Consider the following 22189-nt stretch of genomic DNA (forward strand, 5'->3'; position numbering starts at 1 on the left):
AAAGGTTGGTAATAACTACTTAGTTACTATCAACCTGTTACTATTTCTAAAAAAATAAGAAGGTGAGTCATTGTTATCTCTACTACAACATGCCAAAAAATATAAAAAAGAATTACTTTTAGGTCCTTTTTTTAAGCTTCTTGAAGCTATCCTTGAATTACTACTACCTCTTTATATGGCTAAATTAATTGACCAAGGAATCAAACAACAAGACACTAGCTATACAATTAAAATGGGTGTTTATATGCTCCTTATGTCTGTTATTGGATTAATTTGTGTGATGATTTGCCAATATTACGCCTCTATTGCCTCTCAAGGTTTTGGAACAGAATTACGTCAAAAAATGATGGCTAAAATAAATTCTTTTTCTCATAAAGAAATTGATTATTTTGGGACTTCTACTTTAATCACACGAACTACTAGTGATATTAACCAACTTCAATTAGCTTTAGCTATGCTAATTCGATTAGTTATCCGAGCTCCATTTCTAAGTATCGGATCCATTATCATGGCCTTTTATATTGATACTAAAATGGGCTTTCTCTTTATTTTAACAATTCCTATTTTTTCTTTGGTTTTATTTATTATTATGAAAAAAACAGTTCCATTATTTAAACAAGTTCAACTTAAATTAGACAAACTAAACGAAGTTATTAATCAAAATCTGAGTGGTGTTAGAGTCATTCGAGCCTTTGGTAAAAAAGAAAAAGATGTTGAAAACTTCACTCACGCAAGCGACGCCTTAGCTAATGCCTACTTAAAAGTTACTAACTTATCAGCTTTTCTTTCGCCCATAACAACGTTAATTATGAATTTAGCGATTATTTTAATTCTTTACATTGGCGGATTAAATGTCAATACAGGTCAACTCTCATCTGGAGAAGTGGTTGCTTTAATAAATTACATGACACAAATGTTATTAGCTTTAATTGTTGTGGCTAATTTAGTCGTTATTTTCACTAAGGCTTTTGCTTCAGCTGATCGTGTTAACGAGGTATTTAATACAGAAGTTACAATTGAAACAACAGAAATTAAACAAACTGATACTTGGCAACAGACTAACCTTCTCACTTTTGAAGATGTTTCTTTTAAATACACTGATACAAGTGGTTATGTATTAAAAAATATTTCCTTTAACCTACGTAAAGGTGACACTCTAGGTATTACAGGACCAACAGGAAGTGGTAAATCAACCCTCATTGATTTAATTCCTCATTTTTATCCAATAACAAAAGGTAATATTCTTTTAAATAATAGAAACATGACAGAATACGAGACGGGAGATTTGAGACGTCATATTGCGACTGTTTCTCAAAAAAGTGTGTTATTTAGCGGCACGATTCGAAGTAATTTGCTTATGGGGAATCCTATAGCTACTGAAGAAGATTGCTACGAAGCACTTGAAGTTGCTCAATGTCTTGATTTTGTGCTTACTCTTCCAGAAAAACTTGATTCACCTGTACTAGCTAACGGAACTAACTTTTCAGGTGGCCAAAGACAACGGCTTAGTATCGCTAGAGCTTTCATCAAAAAACCTGACTTATTAATCATGGATGATTCTCTAAGTGCCCTTGATTATCAAACTGATTGGTTAATCCGAGAAGGCATTAGTAAAAAATACGCAGATCTTACTTTGATTATTATTTCTCAAAGAATCTCTTCTGTTAAGGAAGCAAACCAAATTTTAGTTTTAGACAATGGTGAGCAAGTTGGATTAGGTACTCATCAACAATTAGTGCAAACTTCACCTGTCTATCAAAATATTATGGCATCTCAAGAAGAGGAGGATACGATAAATGACTAAGAAAACTAAGAATTCTAGTAATATATCCTTTTTCCTTCACTACCTAAAAGATCTTAAAGTTGAGATATTATTAGCTTGTACTTTAGGTATTATTAACGGTTTATCCGTCGTGTCGATTACTTATCTAGTTGGAAAAGGAATCGACACGATGATTGGTACCAACCAAGTACTTCTTTCTAATTTACTTAAGATAATTGTTCTTTTATTAAGTATTACGGTCATTTCTTCTTTATCCCAATGGTTGATTCAAACATTAGGAAATAAAGTAGCTTATCGCTCCGTTTCAAATCTCAGAAAAGATACTTTTAATCACTTAAATAAACTACCTTTAAGTTTTTATGATACAGCTTCACATGGAGATATTATGAGTCGATTTACAAATGATTTAGATTATCTATCGGAAGCTTGTTCTGTGATTTTTAATCAACTTTTTTCAGGTGTTACAATAGTCGTCATTTCATTAATTAGTATGTTTCTTTTAAGTCCTTTTCTTACTGTTGTTGTTCTGTGTTCAACAGGATTGATTTTTTTAGTCAACTGGTTGATTGCTACTAATTCCCAAAAGCAGTTTTCCGCACAGCAAAAAAGTGTTGGAGAAATAGCTGGCTTTCTTTCTGAAAATGTGACCAATCAAAAACTGATTAAAACTTTTCAATATGAAGCTTCTAATCAAACTAAATTTGATTCATTAAATAAAAAGTTGCAAGTTTCAGGTCAAAAAGCACAGTTTATATCATCGCTAACAAATCCTTTATCACGTTTTATTGATCATCTTGCTTATTTAGCCATTGGTTTAACAGGTGGACTACTTATTATTAATGGTTCTGAGTCTATCACAATTGGGATTATCACTAGTTTTTTACTCTACTCTAGTCAATTTTCAAAACCTTTTATTGAACTCTCTGGTATGATGACTCAAATTCAAACAGCTATCGCTGGATTAAGTAGAATTGTGAACTTAAACAATCAAGCTACTGAAGAAAAAAGTCATGCTACTCTTAAATTAAAACAACTCAAAGGACAAATTGAATTTAAACAGGTTTCTTTTTCTTATAACAAACAGCAACCTCTCATTGAAGATTTTAATTTAATAGTGTCCCCAGGAGAAACAATAGCAATCGTAGGAAAAACCGGTGCAGGTAAATCCACTTTAGTTAATTTACTGATGAGATTTTATGACGTGGATAAAGGAAATATATTAATCGATAATATTCCGATTCAAGAAATTAATCGAAATGAATTAAGACAATCTTTTGGAATGGTTCTTCAAGACACTTGGTTATTTAATGGGAGTATTTGGGATAATCTTACTTTTGGAAATCCTCAGGCAATAGAAAAAGAAGTAATAAAAGCTTGTCAAGACGCCTTTATCTATCATTTCATCGAAACTTTACCTAAAGGTTTTGATACTATTATTGGTCAGGATGGCGTTGTTATATCAAATGGTCAAAAGCAGCTTTTAACTATTGCTAGAACGATGATTAGCAATCCTAAAATGTTAATTCTAGATGAAGCGACTAGTTCGGTAGATACCTTAACTGAAAAACATATACAAGACGCTTTCTTTAACATGATGGTTGGTAAAACGAGCTTTGTTATCGCCCATAGACTTTCAACAATAAAAAAAGCTGATAGAATTTTAGTGATGGACCAAGGAAGTGTTGTTGAAATAGGTACTCATCAAGAACTACTTAAAATTCCTAATGGCTTTTATAGCGAACTTTATCAAGCGCAATTCAAAAAAGTATAAAAAAAGAGTATTTGGCAGATAAAATCAGGCCAAATACTCTTTTTATGCTATTTTCGTTAAATTTATTGTTATATTTAATACGGCTAATAAACCAATTAAAGCTGTTTCTCTATCATCTTCGAATACAGTTAATTCATAAGCATCATTTGATGTAATCCAACGTTTTCTAATCTTGCCTACCTTACGATAACCAAACATCACATCAAACGTCATATCCAACAAATCACCATCAATTGTTAATTCATCACTACTAGCTGTCAGCTTAGATGTCGTTTCATCTTTTTCAATATAAAAAGCTGTTTCTCCATCTAATAATACAGCAAATTGACTTTGATCGTTCCCCTTTTTTTGCTTAACAAGTACAACTGGATTTTTTTTGAAATCTGAGATTAATAGATGCTCTTCTTCCAAATCATTTAAAATCACAGTATACGTTTCTTCCCCACGTCGATCTTTAATAATAAACTTCTCTTTGTTCTCAGAACCACTTTGTTCCATAAAAAACTGCTTCATTAAATCACTCCGTTTCGCTATATTCAATTATACCCATATTATAACATGATAACCTTTAAATATTAAACATATTCTCTATATCTTTTAAATTAGTATGTTTAAATGTCGGTTCATCCTGAATAACATCATCATAACTATTATTCAACCAAATCGAATCTATTCCAACTCGATTCGCACCTCTTATATCAGAGCTTAAACTATCTCCAATCATTAACACTTTTGATAAGTCTTTAATTCCCTCTTTTGTAAATATTGTTTCAAAAAAACGAACATCTGGTTTTTCAAACCCAACTTCTTCAGAAATATATAAGGCATCAAAAAACTCCGTCATTTCAGCATTTTTCAATCGTTTTCTCTGAGTTCTTCCAACGCCATTAGTTCCTGCAAACAACTTGTAACCTTGGCTTTTTAAGTAAGTTAGCAACTCGATACTATGGGGCATTAGATCATTTCGTGACTCAAGTAATTGTCTATACTCATCATCTACAACTGCCCCATCTACTTGGAGTCCTTGTGTGGCAAAAAACTTAGCAAATCTTGTATTTAAAACTGTTTCTTTTTTTATGCGACCTTCTTCTAATTTCTGCCATAACTCATGATTAATTTCTTTATACGTTGCAAATGTCTCTTCATTAAAAATAACGCCATACTTTGTGAATAAGCTGCGTAAAGCATTGGTTTCTGACTGACTAAAATTTAATAATGTGTTATCTAAATCAAAAATTAAATAATCATATTTTTTCATATATATTCCCCTATACTTTTCATTTGATTGTGTGATTTGGCGTTCTTTGAACTTTATCTTTTTCATTTTTTTGAAGACTATTATAGTAATCCAGTACTTCTGGATTAAGTTTTTTAGTTCCTTCAATAAAGTGAATAGATTCTGTATTTGCTTCAAAAGCCTTCTCATAATACCATTTTTTCCATTTTAAAAAAGCTAACATGGTTTCTAGGGTTTTGATTTTTTCTTCTAGATTAGTTTGTTTTTCAGTAAAAAATTCTTTTCTCAGATTTAATGTGTCATCCCCCATCATGGTCCACTCAACAAATTGACCAATTTCTTTTACAGGAACATCCGACAGTTTTAAACACTGAATAACTTCTAGATACTTCAAATCATTTTCACTAAAAATCCTATGACCAGACTGATTTCTTTTAACAAATGGCAACAAACCAATCTTATCATAATACCTTAGTGTATCTGTACTAATTTGCGTGATATTTGACACTTGACCAATTGTATACATTTTTTTCACTCTTTCTCTTGCCTTGGAGTTAACTCCAAGGTGTATGCTCTTAATAGTTTCTATTAAATATAAGGATGTGTCTAAAAAATGTCAACTAAACCATTAGTCGTTGTCACAGGAGCTAGTTCAGGTTTTGGAGCTAAAACTGCTGAAATTTTTAATCAAAAAGGATTCCCTCTATTACTAATCGCCCGCCGTGGTGAAAAAGTTAAGTCTTTGCCATTAGATTTTAACAATGTAATTGTTGAAGAAGTCGATGTTACTGATGCAAAAGGATTAAATACGGCTATTAAAAGGGCAGAATCTGTCTATGGACCTACTGATTTATTAATAAATAATGCCGGCGTTATGCTACTAGGTGATATTACTACTCAAGATGAGCTTGAATGGCAAACTATGCTTCAAACTAATATTATCGGTGTCTTAAATGGAATGAAAGCTGTCCTACCACAAATGAAACAAAGACAAGGTGGTACGATTATTAATGTATCATCCATTGCTGGATTTAAAGCATTTGTGGATCATGCAGCTTACGCTGCTACAAAATTTGGTGTGCATGGTTTGACTGAAACCATTCGTCAAGAAGTTGCCGATTCAAATGTACGTGTCTCTTTAATCTCACCTGGTGCTGCTGAAACAGAACTCTTAACCCATGTGACCAATGAAAAATCTTTAACTGATTATTTAGGTTGGAAAGAAAGTATGGGTGGATTAACACTTGATCCTATTAAAGTTGCTGAATCTATTGATTTCATTTACAGTATGCCTCAAGAAGTTACTATTAGAGAAATTGCAATTGCTGCAACTAAACAACAAGCTTAAAAAAACTCCGTTGGAAAATAAACCAACGGAGTTTTTATTATATTTCAAATTTTAATAATTGTGCCTGAAACGCACGGATATTAACCATAGAATAAGTAACAACTACTTGAATCACACACATAAGACTTGATGAAATAATACGAGCTGGTAAGTAAGCAAATACTGCATTACCTTGCATCATATACAGCCATAAAGTATTAAGAGGTAAACTAATAATAAACGTAACAATAACATTTACTAATATGATTCTCGAGATTGTTAACTCTTTTTTATGATAAAAAGCACCATAAATTGCTCCTGCTAATAAAGCAGTTAATGTGAATCCAGGAAAATAAGCTCCTCCTGCTGGAAATAGTAACGCTCCAAAAAAATCACACAAAGCATTCCCCATACCGGCAATTAGTGGACCAAATAATATAGCCATTAGTACGACTGGTATAAAGAAAAAGCTGATTTTTACAAACGGTGTTGTAATTGAAATAAACTGTGACAGTATAATTCTGAGAGCCATCAGCACCCCCATTAAAGCAATTGACTTAGCAGTAAAACGTTGTTTCTCCATTCTAGCATCTCCTTTAATTTAGAGTTGCTACATCCAATATGCAGCGAATGCAGAAATAATGTCGCAAGTGCTCCACTAGCACTTTTCGTCCAACGAGCAACATCCCATCCCGTTAGCACTTTACGCATCATTTCCTACTCTGTTTTTTTGTTTTACACTAAGACTATATCATATTTTTTTATAATTACAATAAAGAGTGTTCCCGTCAATTTTTCGCCAAATTTTCTAACTCTTTTAATAACCACTCCGCTGTTTTTTTATTGGTCGCTAGTGGCACTTCATAGACGTCGCTTAGACGAATCAAAGCGTTCACATCTGGCTCATGTGGTTGCGCTGTTAAAGGATCTCTTAAAAAGATAATTAAGTCCATTTCTCCTTCTGCTACTTTAGCTCCAATTTGTTGGTCACCACCAAGTGGACCTGACTTAAATAAATGAATATTTAAACCAGTTGCTTCCATAATTTTAGTACCTGTCGTTCCTGTTGCAAATAATTGATGCTTTAATAGAAGTTTTTCATAATTCTTAACTAGATTTACTAAACTTTCTTTCCTTTGATCGTGAGCAATTAAAGCAATTTTCATTCTAATCTCTCCTTTTTGGGCATAGTGACATAAATGATTGGGCACTTTTAACATTGTAAGCGCATTACATCTTCCATTATACTGTACTTATCAAAAGAGAAGAAAGAAGGATTTAATCATGGTAGAAATCGCACTAAAAAGTATCCATAAAAAATATGACGGTAACCCTAACTACTCAGTAACAGATTTTAATTTAGATATCCAAGATAAAGAATTTATCGTATTCGTTGGACCATCTGGTTGTGGTAAATCTACAACTTTACGTATGATTGCTGGTCTTGAAGATATTTCTGAAGGTGAATTATGGATTGGAGACCGCATCGTAAACGACGTGGCGCCTAAAGACCGTGATATCGCCATGGTATTCCAGAACTACGCTTTATACCCACATATGACAGTTTACGATAATATGGCATTTGGTCTAAAACTTCGTAAATATGATAAAGCTGAAATCAAACAACGTGTTGATAACGCTGCTGAAATTTTAGGATTAACTGAATACTTACAACGTAAACCAGCTGCTTTATCTGGTGGACAAAGACAACGTGTAGCTTTAGGTCGTGCTATTGTACGTGACGCTAAAGTATTCTTAATGGATGAGCCTTTATCAAACTTAGATGCTAAACTTCGTGTTGCCATGCGTGCTGAGATCGCTAAACTTCACCGTCGTTTAGAAACTACTACAATTTACGTTACCCATGACCAAACTGAAGCTATGACTATGGCTGACAGAATCGTTATTATGAAAGACGGTTTTGTTCAACAAATTGGTTCTCCAAAAGAAGTATATGACACACCAAATAATGTTTTCGTAGCAAGCTTTATTGGATCTCCTGCGATGAACTTATTCAACGTAACATTAGGTGAAGATGGTTACATCACTGATGGTGATCACATGAGATTAGAAGTTCCAGAAGGTAAATTCAAAGTCTTAAAAGAAAAAGGCTATGCTGGTAAAAAAGTTGTCTTTGGTATTCGTCCTGAAGATATTCATAGTGAGCCAATCGTTAAAGATACTTCTCCACACAGTGTTGTAGATTCAGAAGTAGTTGTATCTGAATTACTTGGAGCTGAAACAATGCTTTATACTCGTACTGGAGAAACTGAATTTATTTCTAAAGTTGACGCTCGTTCTTCATATGTTCCTGGTGAACAAATTGAATTAGCATTTAACTTAAATAAAGGACACTTCTTCGACTTTGAAACTGAAGAAGCAATCCGCTAAAACATATTCCCTCTTTTCACGTTAAGTGAAAATTAAAAGAGTCTGACACCATCCTGTCAGACTCTTTTTTATTTATTTTTGTTTATGTGCTGCTAAGTAAACTGGAAACTTAAATTTCCAACCAATTTTTTGAGCAATAGAAAAGGCAATAGTGTAATCTATCAAACTATGAATAAAGCCGCCAACACCAACTAAAAGGAAGACTGTTACAAAAAATCCTGATGTATAACTTTCTGCCGATAATTTCCCTGTCATAAAGAACACTGTCACAACTAATGTTTCGCATAAAGCATGAATTAATCCAATGACTACATTAAAAGCAATCATTTTTTTAGGTGAATCTACTAATTCTGGGCGTTTACTTAAATAGAAACCACCGATAAAAGCAAAAATCACATGAGATAAAGCACGCATTCCAATAATAAATGGTAAAGTTAGGAAGAAACCAAAAGCTGTTCCTAATGCTACTAATACTGCTACCATCGGTGAAACAAACATAGCTAAAAATACAGGTACATGACTTGCTAATGTAAATGAAGCTGGCCCAATAACGACTTTAACTGGCATAACCATTGGAATCATAATACCTAAAGCAATAAGTAATGACGTATACGTTAAGGACTGAACTGATCTGTTTTTCATTTTATTCATCTCCAACATCTTTTGAAACTATGATAACGAATGCACAGATTTTTGTCAACGGACATTATTTAACTTCTTTTATTTTTTGTTCGTTAACAATTCGTTTGACAAATCTCCAAACTCTTGAATGCTTAATGTTTCTCCACGTCTTTTAGGATCAATGTTCGTTTTTTCTAAGGCATTTAATAACCATGCTTTCGTTGCTTCATCTTTCCCAAAATGATTCATTAAATTATTCCACAACGTTTTACGACGTTGAGTAAATGCTGATTTGGTTAATTTAAAGAAAAAGTCTTCATCTAACACTTTTACAATTGGCTCGCTTCTTTTAGTTAACTTAATAATGGCTGAATCAACATTTGGTTGCGGTACAAAAGCTGTTTTTGGGACGATAAACTCAAGGTTAGCTTCCATATAGTACTGCACAGCGATTGATAATGACCCATATGCTTTAGTACTTGGTTTCGCTGTAATTCTATCAGCGACTTCTTTTTGCATCATAACAGTCATAGAAGCAATATCTAATCCAGACATTAATAGGTGCATCATAATAGGTGTCGTAATGTAGTAGGGTAAATTAGCGACTACTTTTACATCGCCTTCAGTTGAAAAAACTTCTCCAGCAATTGTTTTAACATCTGCTTTTAAGATATCTTCATTTACAACCGTCACATTAGGATAAATACTTAATGTATCATCTAATACTTCAATTAAACGTTGATCAATTTCAAAAGCCAGTACTTCACCATTTGAACGAGCTAGATGTTCTGTTAAGGCACCAATCCCTGGACCGATTTCAATAATACGATCCGATTCATTTAAGTCAGCAGCTGCTGCAATATTTCTTAAAATATTTGGTTCTGTTAAAAAATTTTGTCCTAAACTTTTTTTGAACGAAAAGCCGTATTTTTTTAATATTTCTTTCGTCCGACTAGGTGTTGCGATATCTTTATACTCTGTCATAGTCTTCATCCTCTAAAATTTCTTTCATTGCTTGGGTAAATTTATCTTTATCAATTTGGAACATTTTTAATCTTTTTTGTAGTTGTTTGCCATTAGTATAACCAATATTTAACTTCTCACCAATAAGTTCTCTTCTTCGTTTCGCATGAGTCCCAGCTATCAACCCAAATCGTATTAAATCTTCTTGGGTTATTTCAGATGTAAAATCTTCAGTTGTTGGTGTTGAAACGTTTTTCAAAGCCTCTAAAATAGTTTCTTTATCCGCATGTTCCACACCTAAACTTCCTCCAGCTTTTTTAGGAACACCATTTTTGCGAGAAATAAAGGCATGTTTGGCAGTAGGAACTACTTCAGTTACTTGTTTCCTTATTTTCTCACCTGAAAAATCTGGATCCGTAAAAATAATAACACCACGTACTTCTTCAGCATGACTGATTTTGTTTAATGTTTCATCACTTAACGCTGAACCATTCGTTTCAATAGTGTCACAATCAATAAATTGTTGAAGCCGTTTGGTGTCATCTTTTCCTTCAACAACGATGATTTCTTCTATTCGTATTTTTTCTTTCATTGTTCACCTATTCTAAATAATCTATGAGCATTTTCTTGGGTTATCTTAGCAACTTCTTCAAATGGCAAGTTTCGAAGCTCTGCTATTTTCTCTACTACATACCTCGTATACCCTGGTTCATTTCTCTTACCTCGATAGGGCATTGGAGCTAGATAAGGAGCATCTGTCTCTACTAACATTTTGTCTAGTGGAACAAAACTCGCTGCTTCATGAACCTCAAAGGCCTTCTTAAAAGTAACAACACCACTAAATGATATGTGCATTCCTAAGTCTAAAAATCTTTTTGCCCACTCAGCATCTCCGCTAAAACTATGCATAATCCCGCCAATATCATGGATTTTTTCTTCTTTTAATATTTTGTAAGTATCTTCAATCGCGTCTCTTGTATGGATACTTATTGGTAAATTCATTTCTTTAGCAATAGCTATTTGCCTTCTAAAAACCTTATCTTGGACTTCTTTAGGATCTTCCATCCAGTAATAATCTAAGCCAATCTCACCTAAAGCTACCACTCGTTTATCTTCTAACTGAGCCTGTAATCTCTTTTCAACTTCTGGTGTGTAACTACCTGCTTCAGTTGGATGCCATCCTATAATACTATAAATATTTTCATATGTATGACTAAGTTCCAAAGACTTTTCAATAGTTGGCGTATCAAAGCCTACAACAGCCATTTCACTAACACCAAGTTCTTCTGCTCTTGCCATTATTTCTGGTATTTCATCTTTAAATTGCTCTACATTTAAATGAGTATGTGTATCAAATATCATTACCCTCACTCCAATCATTCCTAGTTTAACATAAAAGAAAACGACTGAAAGAGAAAACTATCTCTTCCAATCGTTTTTTAAGCAATAATTGAGCCGTTTTCTGCTCCTTTTGGTGCTTCAACTAAGTAAAGTGTTCCATCAGCGTTTTCAGCTGATAAAATCATCCCTTGGCTAATGTGTCCACGTAACTTACGAGGTTTCAAATTAGCAACGATAATCACTTTTTTACCAACTAATTCAGTTGGATCTGGATAAAATTCAGCAATTCCAGAAAGAATTTGTCTATGACCTTTATCTCCTGCATCTAAACGGAACTGTAATAATTTATCAGCACCCTTTACTTTGTCACATCCAATAACTTCTGCTACTTTTAACTCTACTTTATCGAAATCTTCATATTTAATTTCTTTTTCTTTTGAAGATACTAATTCTGTTTCTTCTGGATTCCAAGCTTCTTCTTCTTTTGGTGAAGCTGATTGAGCCATTTGCTCTTTAATATAAGCAACTTCTTCTTCCATATCAAGACGAGGGAAGATTGGTTTCCCTTTACTAATCACTTTAGACCCTTTAGGGAAATCTCCAAAACGAATATCAAGCATTGATAATGATGATTCTCCTAAACCTAATTGACGTAAAATTTCTTTTGGCGTTTCAGTCATAACAGGTTGTAGAAGAATAGCTGAGATACGTAAACTTTCAGCTAAATGAACCATTACACTGTTTAATTCAGCTACTCTTGCTGGATCTTTTGCTAACACCCATGGTTGAGTTTCATCAATATATTTATTAGCACGTGAAATCAATTTCCACACTTCACCTAATGCAATATTAAATTCCATTTTTTCCATAGCTTTATTGTATTTACCAATAATGTCTGCAGCAGTAGTTGATAACTCACTATCAAATTCTGTTACTTGTGACGCATACTCAGGTACATTACCGTCACAATATTTATTAATCATCGCAATCGTTCTATTTAGTAAGTTTCCTAAATCGTTTGCTAAATCATAATTAACACGAGCCACAAAATCTTCTGGTGTAAACACACCGTCTGATCCAAATGGAATAGCACGCATCAAGTAGTAACGTAGAGCGTCTAACCCATAACGTTTCACTAACATCTCTGGGTAAACAACATTACCTTTTGATTTAGACATTTTCCCATCATTCATGACTAACCAACCATGAGCAAAAATTTGCTTCGGTAATGGTAAATCTAAAGCCATTAACATAATTGGCCAATAAATAGTATGGAAGCGGACAATCTCTTTACCAACCATATGAACATCGGCTGGCCAGTATTTCTTAAAGTTACTATCATCTTCACTACCATAGCCTAATGCTGAAATATAGTTAGACAAAGCATCAATCCAAACATATACAACATGTTTCGGATCAGCGTCTACTGGAATTCCCCATGAGAAAGACGTACGGCTTACTGCTAAGTCACCTAAACCTGGTTTGATAAAGTTATTCACCATCTCATTTTTACGTGAAACTGGCTCAATAAACGTTGGATTAGCTTCATAGTGAGCTAATAAACGATCAGCGTAATTGCTCATACGGAAGAAGTAACTTTGCTCTTTAACTAGTTCTACTTCATGTCCACTTGGAGCCTTACCACCAATTACTTTACCATCTACATCGCGGTAAACTTCAGCTAATTGATTTTCAGTAAAATATTCTTCATCAGATACAGAATACCAACCTTCATATTCTCCTAAGTAGATATCCCCTTGGTCTAATAATTGTTGGAAAATTTTCTTAACAGTTGTCATATGAGCTTCATCTGTTGTACGAATGAATTTATCATAATCAATGTCTAATAATTTCCATAATTTTTTTACATCCGCTGCCATATGATCCACATATTCTTTAGGAGCAATTCCTAATTCATCAGCTTTTTGTTCGATTTTTTGTCCATGCTCATCTAACCCTGTTAGATAGAACACATCAAATCCTTTTAATCTTTTATAACGAGCCATCGCATCACAAGCAATTGTTGTATACGAGCTACCGATGTGTAATTTTCCACTTGGGTAATAAATGGGGGTAGTGATATAAAATGTTTTTTTCTCCTCCACTTGGCAACCTCCTCTAATATTATAGGCAACTAGGCCTATTTTTACATATAGTCCCAAACATTATAGCATAGTTCCCTTGGCTTTTTTAGTCTTAAGCAAAAAAATCAGGGTGAGTCAAAAGTCGTTTTGTTCCAGTTATCGTGAGAGCAGACTTTTTATCCCCCGACTATTAAAATTTATTCGTATAAATAACAAAGAGGCTGACATTTAAGTCAGCCTCATACTTTTTTATTTTACTAATAAATCTGATACTTCTGGGTGATTTTCAAAATATTTAGCTACGTATGAGCAACTTGGAAGAATTTTGACATCTTCTTTTTTAGCTTTTTCAAGAACCTCAAGAACCAACTTTTCAGCTAAGCCTTTTCCTCTTTGACTTGGGTCAACAAATGTACCATTGACATCTAAGTCTTCATTAGCTAACACATTCCATTTGATTTCTGCTACTAATTGATTATCTTCTTCTAAAAAGAAACGCGTTTTTTCTTCTTTAAACATTTGACCACTCCTTATTTTTACGCTAATTTAATTACTACCTTAAATATAACGAATTTCAGCAGACAAAACAAACCTCTTGCATTTTTTATTTCTAGGAATATAATTTAGGTAGACCTAAATTAATAATAAGGAGTCTTTAAAAATGAATAAACATCAAAATGTTTTAACAGAAAAATTAAACGGGTTAAGCTTACCTGAAATAAATAATACTGTATCAATTCCTAAAAATGCCAGTTTCTTTAGAAAGCTACTAGCTTACTCAGGTCCTGGAGCTTTGGTGGCTGTTGGTTATATGGATCCTGGTAATTGGGTTACTTCAATTGCTGGTGGAGCTCAGTATGGTTATCTGTTACTTTCAGTTATTCTTATCTCTAGCATTATCGCCATGCTACTTCAATACATGTCAGCAAAACTAGGTATTGTGACAGGGCTTGATTTAGCTCAAGCAACACGTTTACATACAAAGAAAAAAACAGGCTATTTTTTATGGATTATGAATGAGTTAGCCATTATGGCGACAGATATCGCAGAGGTTATTGGTAGCGCAGTCGCTCTTAATTTACTTTTTGGTTTTCCTCTTCTTGTAGGTGTCTTCATTACTATTCTGGATGTTTTCCTACTGTTAATGTTAACTAAACTAGGATTTAGAAAAATTGAAGCCATTGTAATGACATTGATTGCTACTATCTTTATTATTTTTTCTTATGAAGTTTTTCTAGGTCAACCAAACGTACCTGATTTATTACAAGGTTTCGTTCCAAGAAAAGAAGTGATTACTGATAACGGTGCTTTACTACTTGCTTTAGGAATTGTTGGAGCAACTGTTATGCCCCATAATCTTTATTTACACTCATCGATTGTTCAATCTAGACAGTATGATAGAACTGATTCATCAGCTATTAAAGAAGCTATTCGTTTTGCTAAATGGGACTCAAACATTCAATTAATGTTTGCTTTTATTGTTAACTGTTTACTTCTAACTTTAGGAGCTACTTTATTTTTTGGACATGGTGAAACATTAACTACTCTAGGTTCTTTATATCATGCTTTAGCAGATTCAACTGTTGTGGGAGCAATTGCTTCTCCACTTTTAAGTGTTTTATTCGCAGTTGCTTTACTAGCTTCTGGACAAAATTCTACTATTACAGGAACTCTTTCTGGACAAATTATTATGGAAGGCTTTATCAAATTACAAATTCCAACATGGATGAGACGTTTAATCACTCGTTTTCTAGCTGTGATTCCAGTTGTTGTTGCGATTGTTTTATTTGGAGACTCTGAAGAGGTTGTTGAAAAATTACTTATCTATTCTCAAGTATTTCTCAGCGCAGCTTTACCTTTGTCTATTATTCCATTGACTATTTTTACAAGCCAAGAAAAATTAATGGGGCAATTTAAAAATCACTTAGCAGTGACTATTATCGCTTGGTTAATCACGATTATTTTAACTATTTTAAATATTTACCTAATTATTTCAACTTTCATCTAAATAAAACAGCTTTTTTTCGAATTAGTCTTGGTAATTCCTTTAGAACCCTATATAATAAAAGTATAAAATAATTATATTTTTTGGAGGATGAGCACATGTTTCAACAAAAAAAAGTATACAAAAGTTTAGAAAATCGTAATTTCACACCTGAAAGTTTATTAAAAGAATTAGAAGATTTAAAAGAATTTAAATTCGATGATGTTTCTTATACAGGGATTAGCTTAAACATTGATATGCTAATTACTCAATATTTAAGAAATGACCAATTTAGTTTAATTGAAGTTCAAGGAGGATTAGCTAAGAAAAATTATGCCACTTGGCATCAAGATTTAAGTCTTGCTATTAATATCTTTAATCACTTTGCTGAATATACTAAAGCGCATTTCAATGAGTATTTAGAAGAAGCTAAAAAATACCAAGCTGAAACTGGTCACAGTAATACATCGCCTGAATACAAAGCTTATTTCGAGCAAGGTAATTCTATGTATTTCCATGATGTTTTACACAGTGTATTTGATATCTCAAGAAAAATTGACTTAAGTGTTGAAGACTTTGAAGAAGCTCTGACAGCTGATAATGTTGATGCTTCAGAATATCCATTACCTGAAAAATTAGTATTTGAAGGTAAATAGCTAGTTCATTGAAAGAGACTACCAAATAATTTTGGTTAGTCTCTTTTTTTAACTGACAATCTTTGCCAAAGAATATCCATAAAAAGAAATAGAAACACTATATGATAGTCTCAAGAAGAGGAGAGATAATAAATGAATGAATTAGCAGCGGTAATCAACTATATTGAAGAACATTTAACAGATGATATAAACATGAAGGATATTGAAAGGTTAGCTCAACTTTCAGAATATAATTTTCAAAAAATCTTTTCTATTCTTTCTGGTTTAACTTTAGGAGACTACATTAGAAAGAGACGTCTTTCTCAGTCCTTGTATGATTTAAAAGAAACAGATGAAAAGATTCTCGACATTGCTATTAAGTATGGGTACAGTTCTTCAGAAAGTTATAGCCGTGCTTTTCAGCAACTTTTTAACCTCTCCCCTTCTAAAGCACGAAAAGAGCAAACAGAACTTAGTATTTTTCCTAAGCTGTCTATTCGCGTGCAAATAAAAGGAGGCATTCAAATGAATTATTCAATCATCAAAGAAAAAGAGTTACTTATTACAGGCGTAAGGGAAAGTTACTCTAATCTAGCAATAGGTCAAAAGAGTATTCCACAATTTTGGGATCGTTTTAACGATACTGATTTATTTGATACAGTTATCAATGAAAAATCTAGTGACTCGCCTAACACTGTTTTAGGTATCTGTCTACCTGGTGAAGGAGAAGCTTACGATTATTTTATTGGGGTTTATGCTGACAAAAAATCAACTTCAGAACATTTAGAAACCATTGTATTACCTGCTTCTGACTGGGCTGTTTTTAAAGCAGTTGGAAAAGTGCCTGATGCTATTCGTAACACTTATCAAAACATTTATGAATCTTTTTTCCCAAGTACAACTTATACACCTAAAAAAGCACCTGACTTCGAGTCTTATCCCTTAGATTTAGACCCAATGTCAGATGAGCATGTAACAGAGATTTGGATTCCGATTAATAAATAATTAATTAAAACACCTCCAACAGAAAATAATTTGTTGGAGGTGTTTATTTTTTTAGTTACCTTAGCGTTTCTACAATTTTTCTTGATACATTCAACTTATTTAGAGTTTCTTCATAGTTTCTTGAAGCGTATGTTGAAAACACAATATCCGCTGCAAACAATTGAACCATCATAGAGTTAGTAGCTGAGCTCCTAATTGGGGCTTCACTTGCTTTTGACGTTAATAATAAGACATCAGATAAACAAGCTAAACTTGAATCTAGAGAACTTGTTATAACAACAACAGACATTTTTTGATTTTTAGCTATTCTCGCTAGATGGATAACCTCTTGTTTTTCCCCTGAATTAGAGATGGCGATAAAAACTGAAGTTGATGAATTACTTATTAGTGACGTTGACATCAAATGATAATCTTTAGTAAAAAAGACGTTTTTTCCAACTCTAGAAAATTTTTGATATAGGTCTTCTGACACTAAACCAGATGCTCCAATCCCAAAAGTAAAAATGTTAGTACTAGCCTCAATGAGATCCACAGCTTTATTCAAAGCATCATCACTTAATAAATTAAAGGTTTCTTCAAAACTATTATTCAGATTAAATTTGAGTTTCTTCTTTATCTGATGAACATCTTCATCCTTAATAATATCAGTATGTAAATTCTCACGAATTTGCGGAAGATTTTTTGACAGTTGTAATTTTAAATCTGTAAAACCTTCTAATCCTAGAGAATGACATAATCTCACAATTGTCGCTGGACTTGAACTAGCTTCTTTTGATAAATCAGTTACCGTCATTTTAATCACTTGCTCTGGATACTCAATAATCCAATTAGCTAATTTTTTTTCAGAGTTTGATAACGTATTTAATTTTTCTTTCATAATATAAATAATATTATAGTTCATTATTTTAAACCCCTCACTTAAAATTAAAAGACATACCCCCTTCATTATATAAGGTGTATGTCTTAAATGCTACAACGATAACCAAGTAGGGATATCGTTTAAACTATTAATAATTTGTGTTGCTAATTGTTGATCCACCTCATAATTATTTGGTTTAAGAGCTAGACAATCTAATCCTGCCGAAACGGATGCTTGAATACCATGTTTCGAATCTTCCACTGCAACGCATTCACTTGGGGATAATCCAAGTTGCTTCACTGCTTCTAAATACACATCTGGTGCAGGTTTTGATTTAGGCATATCTGCTCCACTAACAACTACTTCAAAATAAGGTGCTAACATCGTTTCTTCAAGTATCCTCATTAAAATTGGATACTCACCAGATGAGGCTAAAGCAATTCGATAATTATTCTCTTTTAACCATCGTAATGTTTGTTCAATATCATCTGTTAAAATTTCTTTAAACTCAATATGATAATCTGTTTTAAACTCATTGTACTTATCTAAGTACTCCTTTTGTTTGTCTTTTGATTTTGGAAAAATCATAGCGAACATATCAACAGGATTAGAGCCAATTACATTTCTCTGAAATGTATCATCAACAATAATGCCATGTGCTTCGAAAAAGATATTTCTTCTTTTTTGATAAAGCATTTCTGATTGAATAATAACTCCGTCCATATCAAAAATTACGGCTTTTTTCATTATTATTGTCCTAAACGCATGTCATTTGTTGTTCCAAAGAAATAAGTTGCGAAGAATCCACCAGCGTAAGCCGCTAATAAACCAATAATATAATGAACAACATGACCACTATTAATTAAAGGAATTAACGCTACCCCACTTGGTCCAATAGATGTTGCTCCAACGTTACCGAATAAACCGATAACAGCACCACCGATACCACCACCGATACAAGCTGTAATAAATGGACGACCTAAAGGAAGTGTTACACCATAGATAAGAGGTTCTCCAATACCTAAAACACCTACTGGAAGAGCTCCTTTAATCATTTCTGTTAATTGTTTATTTTTACGACAACGTACCCATAAAGCAATTGCTGCTCCAACTTGACCAGCTCCAGCCATTGCTAAAATTGGTAATAATTGTGTATAACCATCTGCATTGATCATTTCTAAATGAATCGGAGTTAAAATTTGATGTAAACCAAACATAACCATTGGTAAGAATAATGAACCTAACATAAATCCAGCAAATGCTCCACCAACGCCTAAAATCCAATTAATAAATCCAACTAACCCTGCTGAGATAGCACCTGCTACTGGCATGATTAAGAAAATTGTTACCATTACCATGACTAATAAGGTTACTGTTGGTGTGACTATAATATCGATTGATTCCGGAACCACTTTATGTAATTTTTTCTCAATAAGAGCCATTAAAAATACTGCTAAAATAACACCAATAATACCACCTTGGTTCGGACTTAAATTGCCACCTGTTAAAATATTAGGTAACGGATTTTCTGGCGTTACCCCTGTTAACATAATAATACCACCGATTACACCACCTAAACTTGGAGAAGCTCCAAATTCACTAGCAGCATTAATACCTACATAAATATTTAAATAAGCAAAGACTCCACTTTGGACAATTTTTAAGATAGTTATCATGTTTGCCCAGTTGTCACCACTGATTTGTCCTGCTGTCATCATATTTCCTAATACAGAAGCAATACCACCAATAATACCCGCACCAACAAAGGCTGGAATCAGAGGAACAAAGATATTAGCAATTGATTTCAACGCTTTTGACCAAGGTTTTTGGTTTTTCTTTTTCACTTCTGCTTTAACTTGAGCTGCTTTAGCTTCAACAGCATCTTTACCAGATTTATTTGAAAGACTACTCATGTCATCTCCCAATTTTACGCCAGCCATCTCTACCATTGATTGAGCGACTTTATTAACAGTTCCTGGACCTACAACGACTTGTAAAGTATCATCCTCTACAACTCCCATAACTCCTTCTACTTTTTTCAATTGTTCTAAATCAACTTTACTGTAATCATCGATTTCCATTCTTACACGAGTCATACAGTGAACAATTTTGTTAACATTTCCCATACCACCAACATTATCATAAATGCCGTTAGCAATATTTTGAATACGATCTGTCATTTTAATTCCTCCATTGTTTTTTATTGTTAATATTTAAACACTCTTTTTGATGAAACCATTACCTTTTTCCAACCTTTTAACTGATGTTTCTTTATCATCACCTGTTAAAATCATAACGATCGCTAACTTAACATTTTCTTCGGCTTGAACAAAATAATCTTCAGCTGTTTTGTAATCGCAATCAGTTGCTTCCATAATAATTTTTTTAGATCTCTCAACAAGTTTTTCATTAGTTGCTCTAACGTCTACCATTAAGTTGTTATACACTTTTCCAATACCAATCATTGATACTGTTGATAACATGTTAAGGACTAATTTTTGACTTGTTCCAGCTTTTAACCTAGTTGAACCTGTTAAAATTTCTGGCCCTGGTTCAACTTCTATTGGATACTCAGCGTATTTACTGATTTCAGCTTCCTTATTACAAGAGATACTTGCTGTTGTTGCCCCTACACTTTTGGCATATTCCAAACCACCAATAACATATGGAGTTCTACCACTTGCTGCAATACCAATTACGATATCATCTTTACCTAAATTGATATTTTTTAAGTCTTCCATTGCTAATTCTTTAGAGTCTTCTGCTCCCTCAACTGCTACCATCATCGCTGAGTCTCCACCAGCAATTAGACCTTGAACCATTTCAGGTTCTGTTCCAAATGTTGGTACACATTCAGCAGCATCTAAGATACCTAGTCTTCCACTAGTTCCTGCTCCCATATAAATAAGGCGTCCATCATTGTTAAAAGATTTAACAATCTGCTTTATAACTTGATCAATTGCAGGTAGTTCCTTTTCAATCGCAAGTGGTACTTTTCTATCTTCCTCATTCATAATTTCCAAAATTTCTAAAGATGATAACTCATCTAAATTCATTGTTTTTGGATTTCTTGTTTCTGTTGCTAATTTTGTTAAATCCATCATTTTTCCTCCCTAATAAATTCATAAGATTGACCGGCTACAATCCATTTAATTAATTCCATATCTTGTTCACAAATTTGACCCATGACATTAACACGAGGATCAGCAACTAAATCATGTTTGGCTATTTGTAACTCACCTTGATAACGACCATATAAATGATTATCTAAAGTGATTGAACCTTGCTTTCTTTTAGTCGTATTGATTTGTTTAATGTGTGGTATTTCTTTAAACCTTGCTTCTTGACTACGAACAACATCTCTAGCAGCATCCATTCTATTAGTATGAACTCCTTCTAATAGATTTGAATAGTCTTCAGACAAGATGTGAGTATGTAGTTGTATTATTTTTTCATCAGCGTATGTTTTGAATTGATTAATCGTTTCAGATTTTATTTGTTCATCTCCAACATAAACTTCATCTACAAAGCAGTTATGAATTAAATCTAAACTTGCTGCTAAAGGATGAGAGTTTCTATGTTCTTCTAATGTTGGTAAGCCATTAAATAACGGTCCTCTTAACACATTATCACCTGGAACAAAAGCAACAACTTTTCCGCCTAACACTTTTAACCATTCATTTTTTTTAATAAAATCATTTTTCTCTAATCCTGTTTCTTCTCGTGGATAATAATTATGCCAAAATTCCATGTTTTCAAATTTAGCATGATTATCTTTTAACTCTCTAACATCTTTATCTGATAAGGTACTAGCATTCAATCCAATAGTTATTTCATGAGACGCTTTAGCTATTACTGACATAGATATACCATAGTCCATTCTTAAACCAGTAATGCCTAATAACTTAATTGAGCTGATATCTTTTTCTAAATCAAAGCCTAAAGTTGATAACCCTTTTGTAGAAATATCCACCATTAAACTTAAGTTATTCTCTTTTGCAAGTGTTCCCAATGCTGTTATACGTTCTTTGTATTTTGAAGAATCATCTTCTGGGATATGCATGGATGTAAAAATACCAGTAAAACCATTTTGACTCATAGTTTTAATATATTGGCTTGTTTCATCAGACATATTAGTACCTAAAAAAACTGAAAATCCAAACATCTAACTGAAAACCTCCTTCGTTA

23 protein-coding genes and 1 riboswitch are annotated in these 22189 nt (G+C 33.1%); of the genes, 7 read left to right on the forward strand and 16 right to left on the reverse strand.

Features of this window, described 5'->3' with window-relative positions; genetic code table 11:
• Positions 1 to 70 precede the first annotated feature (70 nt).
• Positions 71 to 1804: an ABC transporter ATP-binding protein gene (locus tag ACODH8_RS05515; RefSeq protein WP_332466022.1), complete on the forward strand. Its 1734-nt coding sequence runs from the start codon at positions 71 to 73 to the stop codon at positions 1802 to 1804.
• Positions 1797 to 3554, forward strand: coding sequence for an ABC transporter ATP-binding protein (locus ACODH8_RS05520; RefSeq protein ID WP_332466023.1), 1758 nt, complete (start codon positions 1797 to 1799; stop codon positions 3552 to 3554). Before ACODH8_RS05515 ends, ACODH8_RS05520 begins: the two co-directional genes overlap by 8 nt.
• Positions 3555 to 3596: 42 nt before the next feature.
• Here ACODH8_RS05520 and ACODH8_RS05525 read toward each other — a convergent pair whose 3' ends face one another.
• From ACODH8_RS05525 to ACODH8_RS05535, 3 genes are read right to left on the reverse strand one after another with little or no spacing between them, the layout of a single operon-like run.
• Positions 3597 to 4067, reverse strand: coding sequence for a hypothetical protein (locus ACODH8_RS05525; protein WP_332466024.1), 471 nt, complete (start codon positions 4065 to 4067; stop codon positions 3597 to 3599).
• 55 nt (positions 4068 to 4122) lie between these two features.
• Entirely contained in the window at positions 4123 to 4812 is a 690-nt protein-coding gene (locus tag ACODH8_RS05530) for a YjjG family noncanonical pyrimidine nucleotidase (protein WP_332466025.1), read from the reverse strand.
• Positions 4813 to 4831: 19 nt separating this feature from the next.
• On the reverse strand, positions 4832 to 5317 hold the full coding sequence (locus ACODH8_RS05535; protein WP_332466026.1) for a MerR family transcriptional regulator: 486 nt from the start codon (positions 5315 to 5317) through the stop codon (positions 4832 to 4834).
• An 87-nt stretch (positions 5318 to 5404) separates the two neighbouring features.
• On the opposite strand from ACODH8_RS05535, the gene ACODH8_RS05540 reads away from it, so the two are divergent.
• On the forward strand, positions 5405 to 6139 hold the full coding sequence (locus tag ACODH8_RS05540) for an SDR family oxidoreductase (protein WP_332466027.1): 735 nt from the start codon (positions 5405 to 5407) through the stop codon (positions 6137 to 6139).
• 37 nt (positions 6140 to 6176) lie between these two features.
• Here the strand turns inward: ACODH8_RS05540 and ACODH8_RS05545 are convergent, their stop codons facing one another.
• The gene (locus ACODH8_RS05545; RefSeq protein ID WP_332466028.1) at positions 6177 to 6701 is read right to left on the reverse strand and encodes a folate family ECF transporter S component; all 525 of its coding nucleotides are present in this window, start codon (positions 6699 to 6701) and stop codon (positions 6177 to 6179) included.
• Positions 6702 to 6740: 39 nt separating this feature from the next.
• Positions 6741 to 6845: riboswitch (THF riboswitch) on the reverse strand.
• Between the two features lie 61 nt (positions 6846 to 6906).
• The gene (mgsA, locus tag ACODH8_RS05550; RefSeq protein WP_332466029.1) at positions 6907 to 7284 is read right to left on the reverse strand and encodes a methylglyoxal synthase; all 378 of its coding nucleotides are present in this window, start codon (positions 7282 to 7284) and stop codon (positions 6907 to 6909) included.
• Between the two features lie 118 nt (positions 7285 to 7402).
• On the opposite strand from mgsA, the gene ACODH8_RS05555 reads away from it, so the two are divergent.
• Positions 7403 to 8509, forward strand: coding sequence for an ABC transporter ATP-binding protein (locus ACODH8_RS05555; protein WP_420517614.1), 1107 nt, complete (start codon positions 7403 to 7405; stop codon positions 8507 to 8509).
• A gap of 72 nt (positions 8510 to 8581) precedes the next feature.
• Here ACODH8_RS05555 and ACODH8_RS05560 read toward each other — a convergent pair whose 3' ends face one another.
• The 6 genes from ACODH8_RS05560 to ACODH8_RS05585 form a co-directional block, all read right to left on the reverse strand.
• The gene (locus tag ACODH8_RS05560; protein ID WP_332466031.1) at positions 8582 to 9151 is read right to left on the reverse strand and encodes a hypothetical protein; all 570 of its coding nucleotides are present in this window, start codon (positions 9149 to 9151) and stop codon (positions 8582 to 8584) included.
• A 78-nt stretch (positions 9152 to 9229) separates the two neighbouring features.
• Complete coding sequence (gene rsmA / locus ACODH8_RS05565; protein ID WP_332466032.1) at positions 9230 to 10114, reverse strand: 16S rRNA (adenine(1518)-N(6)/adenine(1519)-N(6))-dimethyltransferase RsmA; 885 nt, start codon at positions 10112 to 10114, stop codon at positions 9230 to 9232.
• Positions 10101 to 10685 (reverse strand): ribonuclease M5, encoded by a 585-nt coding sequence (rnmV, locus tag ACODH8_RS05570; protein ID WP_332466033.1) that lies wholly within the window; start codon positions 10683 to 10685, stop codon positions 10101 to 10103. Before rnmV ends, rsmA begins: the two co-directional genes overlap by 14 nt.
• A complete protein-coding gene (locus ACODH8_RS05575) occupies positions 10682 to 11455 on the reverse strand; it encodes a TatD family hydrolase (protein WP_332466034.1) in 774 nt (257 codons plus the stop codon). Before ACODH8_RS05575 ends, rnmV begins: the two co-directional genes overlap by 4 nt.
• A gap of 77 nt (positions 11456 to 11532) precedes the next feature.
• Positions 11533 to 13539, reverse strand: a complete 2007-nt coding sequence (metG, locus tag ACODH8_RS05580; protein WP_332466035.1) for a methionine--tRNA ligase — start codon at positions 13537 to 13539, stop codon at positions 11533 to 11535.
• Between the two features lie 228 nt (positions 13540 to 13767).
• Positions 13768 to 14037, reverse strand: coding sequence for a GNAT family N-acetyltransferase (locus tag ACODH8_RS05585; protein WP_332466036.1), 270 nt, complete (start codon positions 14035 to 14037; stop codon positions 13768 to 13770).
• A 142-nt stretch (positions 14038 to 14179) separates the two neighbouring features.
• Between ACODH8_RS05585 and ACODH8_RS05590 the strand changes: the two genes are divergently transcribed.
• The 3 genes from ACODH8_RS05590 to ACODH8_RS05600 all read left to right on the forward strand — a co-directional run bounded on the left by ACODH8_RS05590 (position 14180) and on the right by ACODH8_RS05600 (position 17142).
• Positions 14180 to 15526 carry an Nramp family divalent metal transporter gene (locus tag ACODH8_RS05590; protein ID WP_332466037.1) on the forward strand — a complete coding sequence of 449 codons (1347 nt, stop codon included), beginning with the start codon at positions 14180 to 14182 and terminating at the stop codon, positions 15524 to 15526.
• A 95-nt stretch (positions 15527 to 15621) separates the two neighbouring features.
• Entirely contained in the window at positions 15622 to 16158 is a 537-nt protein-coding gene (locus tag ACODH8_RS05595) for a hypothetical protein (protein ID WP_332466038.1), read from the forward strand.
• Between the two features lie 132 nt (positions 16159 to 16290).
• A complete protein-coding gene (locus ACODH8_RS05600) occupies positions 16291 to 17142 on the forward strand; it encodes an AraC family transcriptional regulator (RefSeq protein ID WP_332466039.1) in 852 nt (283 codons plus the stop codon).
• 55 nt (positions 17143 to 17197) lie between these two features.
• Here the strand turns inward: ACODH8_RS05600 and ACODH8_RS05605 are convergent, their stop codons facing one another.
• The 5 genes from ACODH8_RS05605 to ACODH8_RS05625 all read right to left on the reverse strand — a co-directional run bounded on the left by ACODH8_RS05605 (position 17198) and on the right by ACODH8_RS05625 (position 22166).
• Positions 17198 to 18043 (reverse strand): MurR/RpiR family transcriptional regulator, encoded by an 846-nt coding sequence (locus ACODH8_RS05605; protein WP_332466040.1) that lies wholly within the window; start codon positions 18041 to 18043, stop codon positions 17198 to 17200.
• Positions 18044 to 18112: 69 nt separating this feature from the next.
• Positions 18113 to 18748 carry an HAD family phosphatase gene (locus ACODH8_RS05610; protein ID WP_332466041.1) on the reverse strand — a complete coding sequence of 212 codons (636 nt, stop codon included), beginning with the start codon at positions 18746 to 18748 and terminating at the stop codon, positions 18113 to 18115.
• 2 nt (positions 18749 to 18750) lie between these two features.
• Positions 18751 to 20181: a PTS transporter subunit EIIC gene (locus ACODH8_RS05615; RefSeq protein ID WP_332466042.1), complete on the reverse strand. Its 1431-nt coding sequence runs from the start codon at positions 20179 to 20181 to the stop codon at positions 18751 to 18753.
• A gap of 33 nt (positions 20182 to 20214) precedes the next feature.
• Positions 20215 to 21102: an N-acetylmuramic acid 6-phosphate etherase gene (gene murQ / locus ACODH8_RS05620; protein ID WP_332466043.1), complete on the reverse strand. Its 888-nt coding sequence runs from the start codon at positions 21100 to 21102 to the stop codon at positions 20215 to 20217.
• Entirely contained in the window at positions 21102 to 22166 is a 1065-nt protein-coding gene (locus ACODH8_RS05625; RefSeq protein ID WP_332466044.1) for a DUF871 domain-containing protein, read from the reverse strand. Before ACODH8_RS05625 ends, murQ begins: the two co-directional genes overlap by 1 nt.
• Between the last annotated feature and the right edge of the window lie 23 nt (positions 22167 to 22189).

This window comes from Vagococcus fluvialis (assembly GCF_048815235.1).
Taxonomy (GTDB): domain Bacteria; phylum Bacillota; class Bacilli; order Lactobacillales; family Vagococcaceae; genus Vagococcus.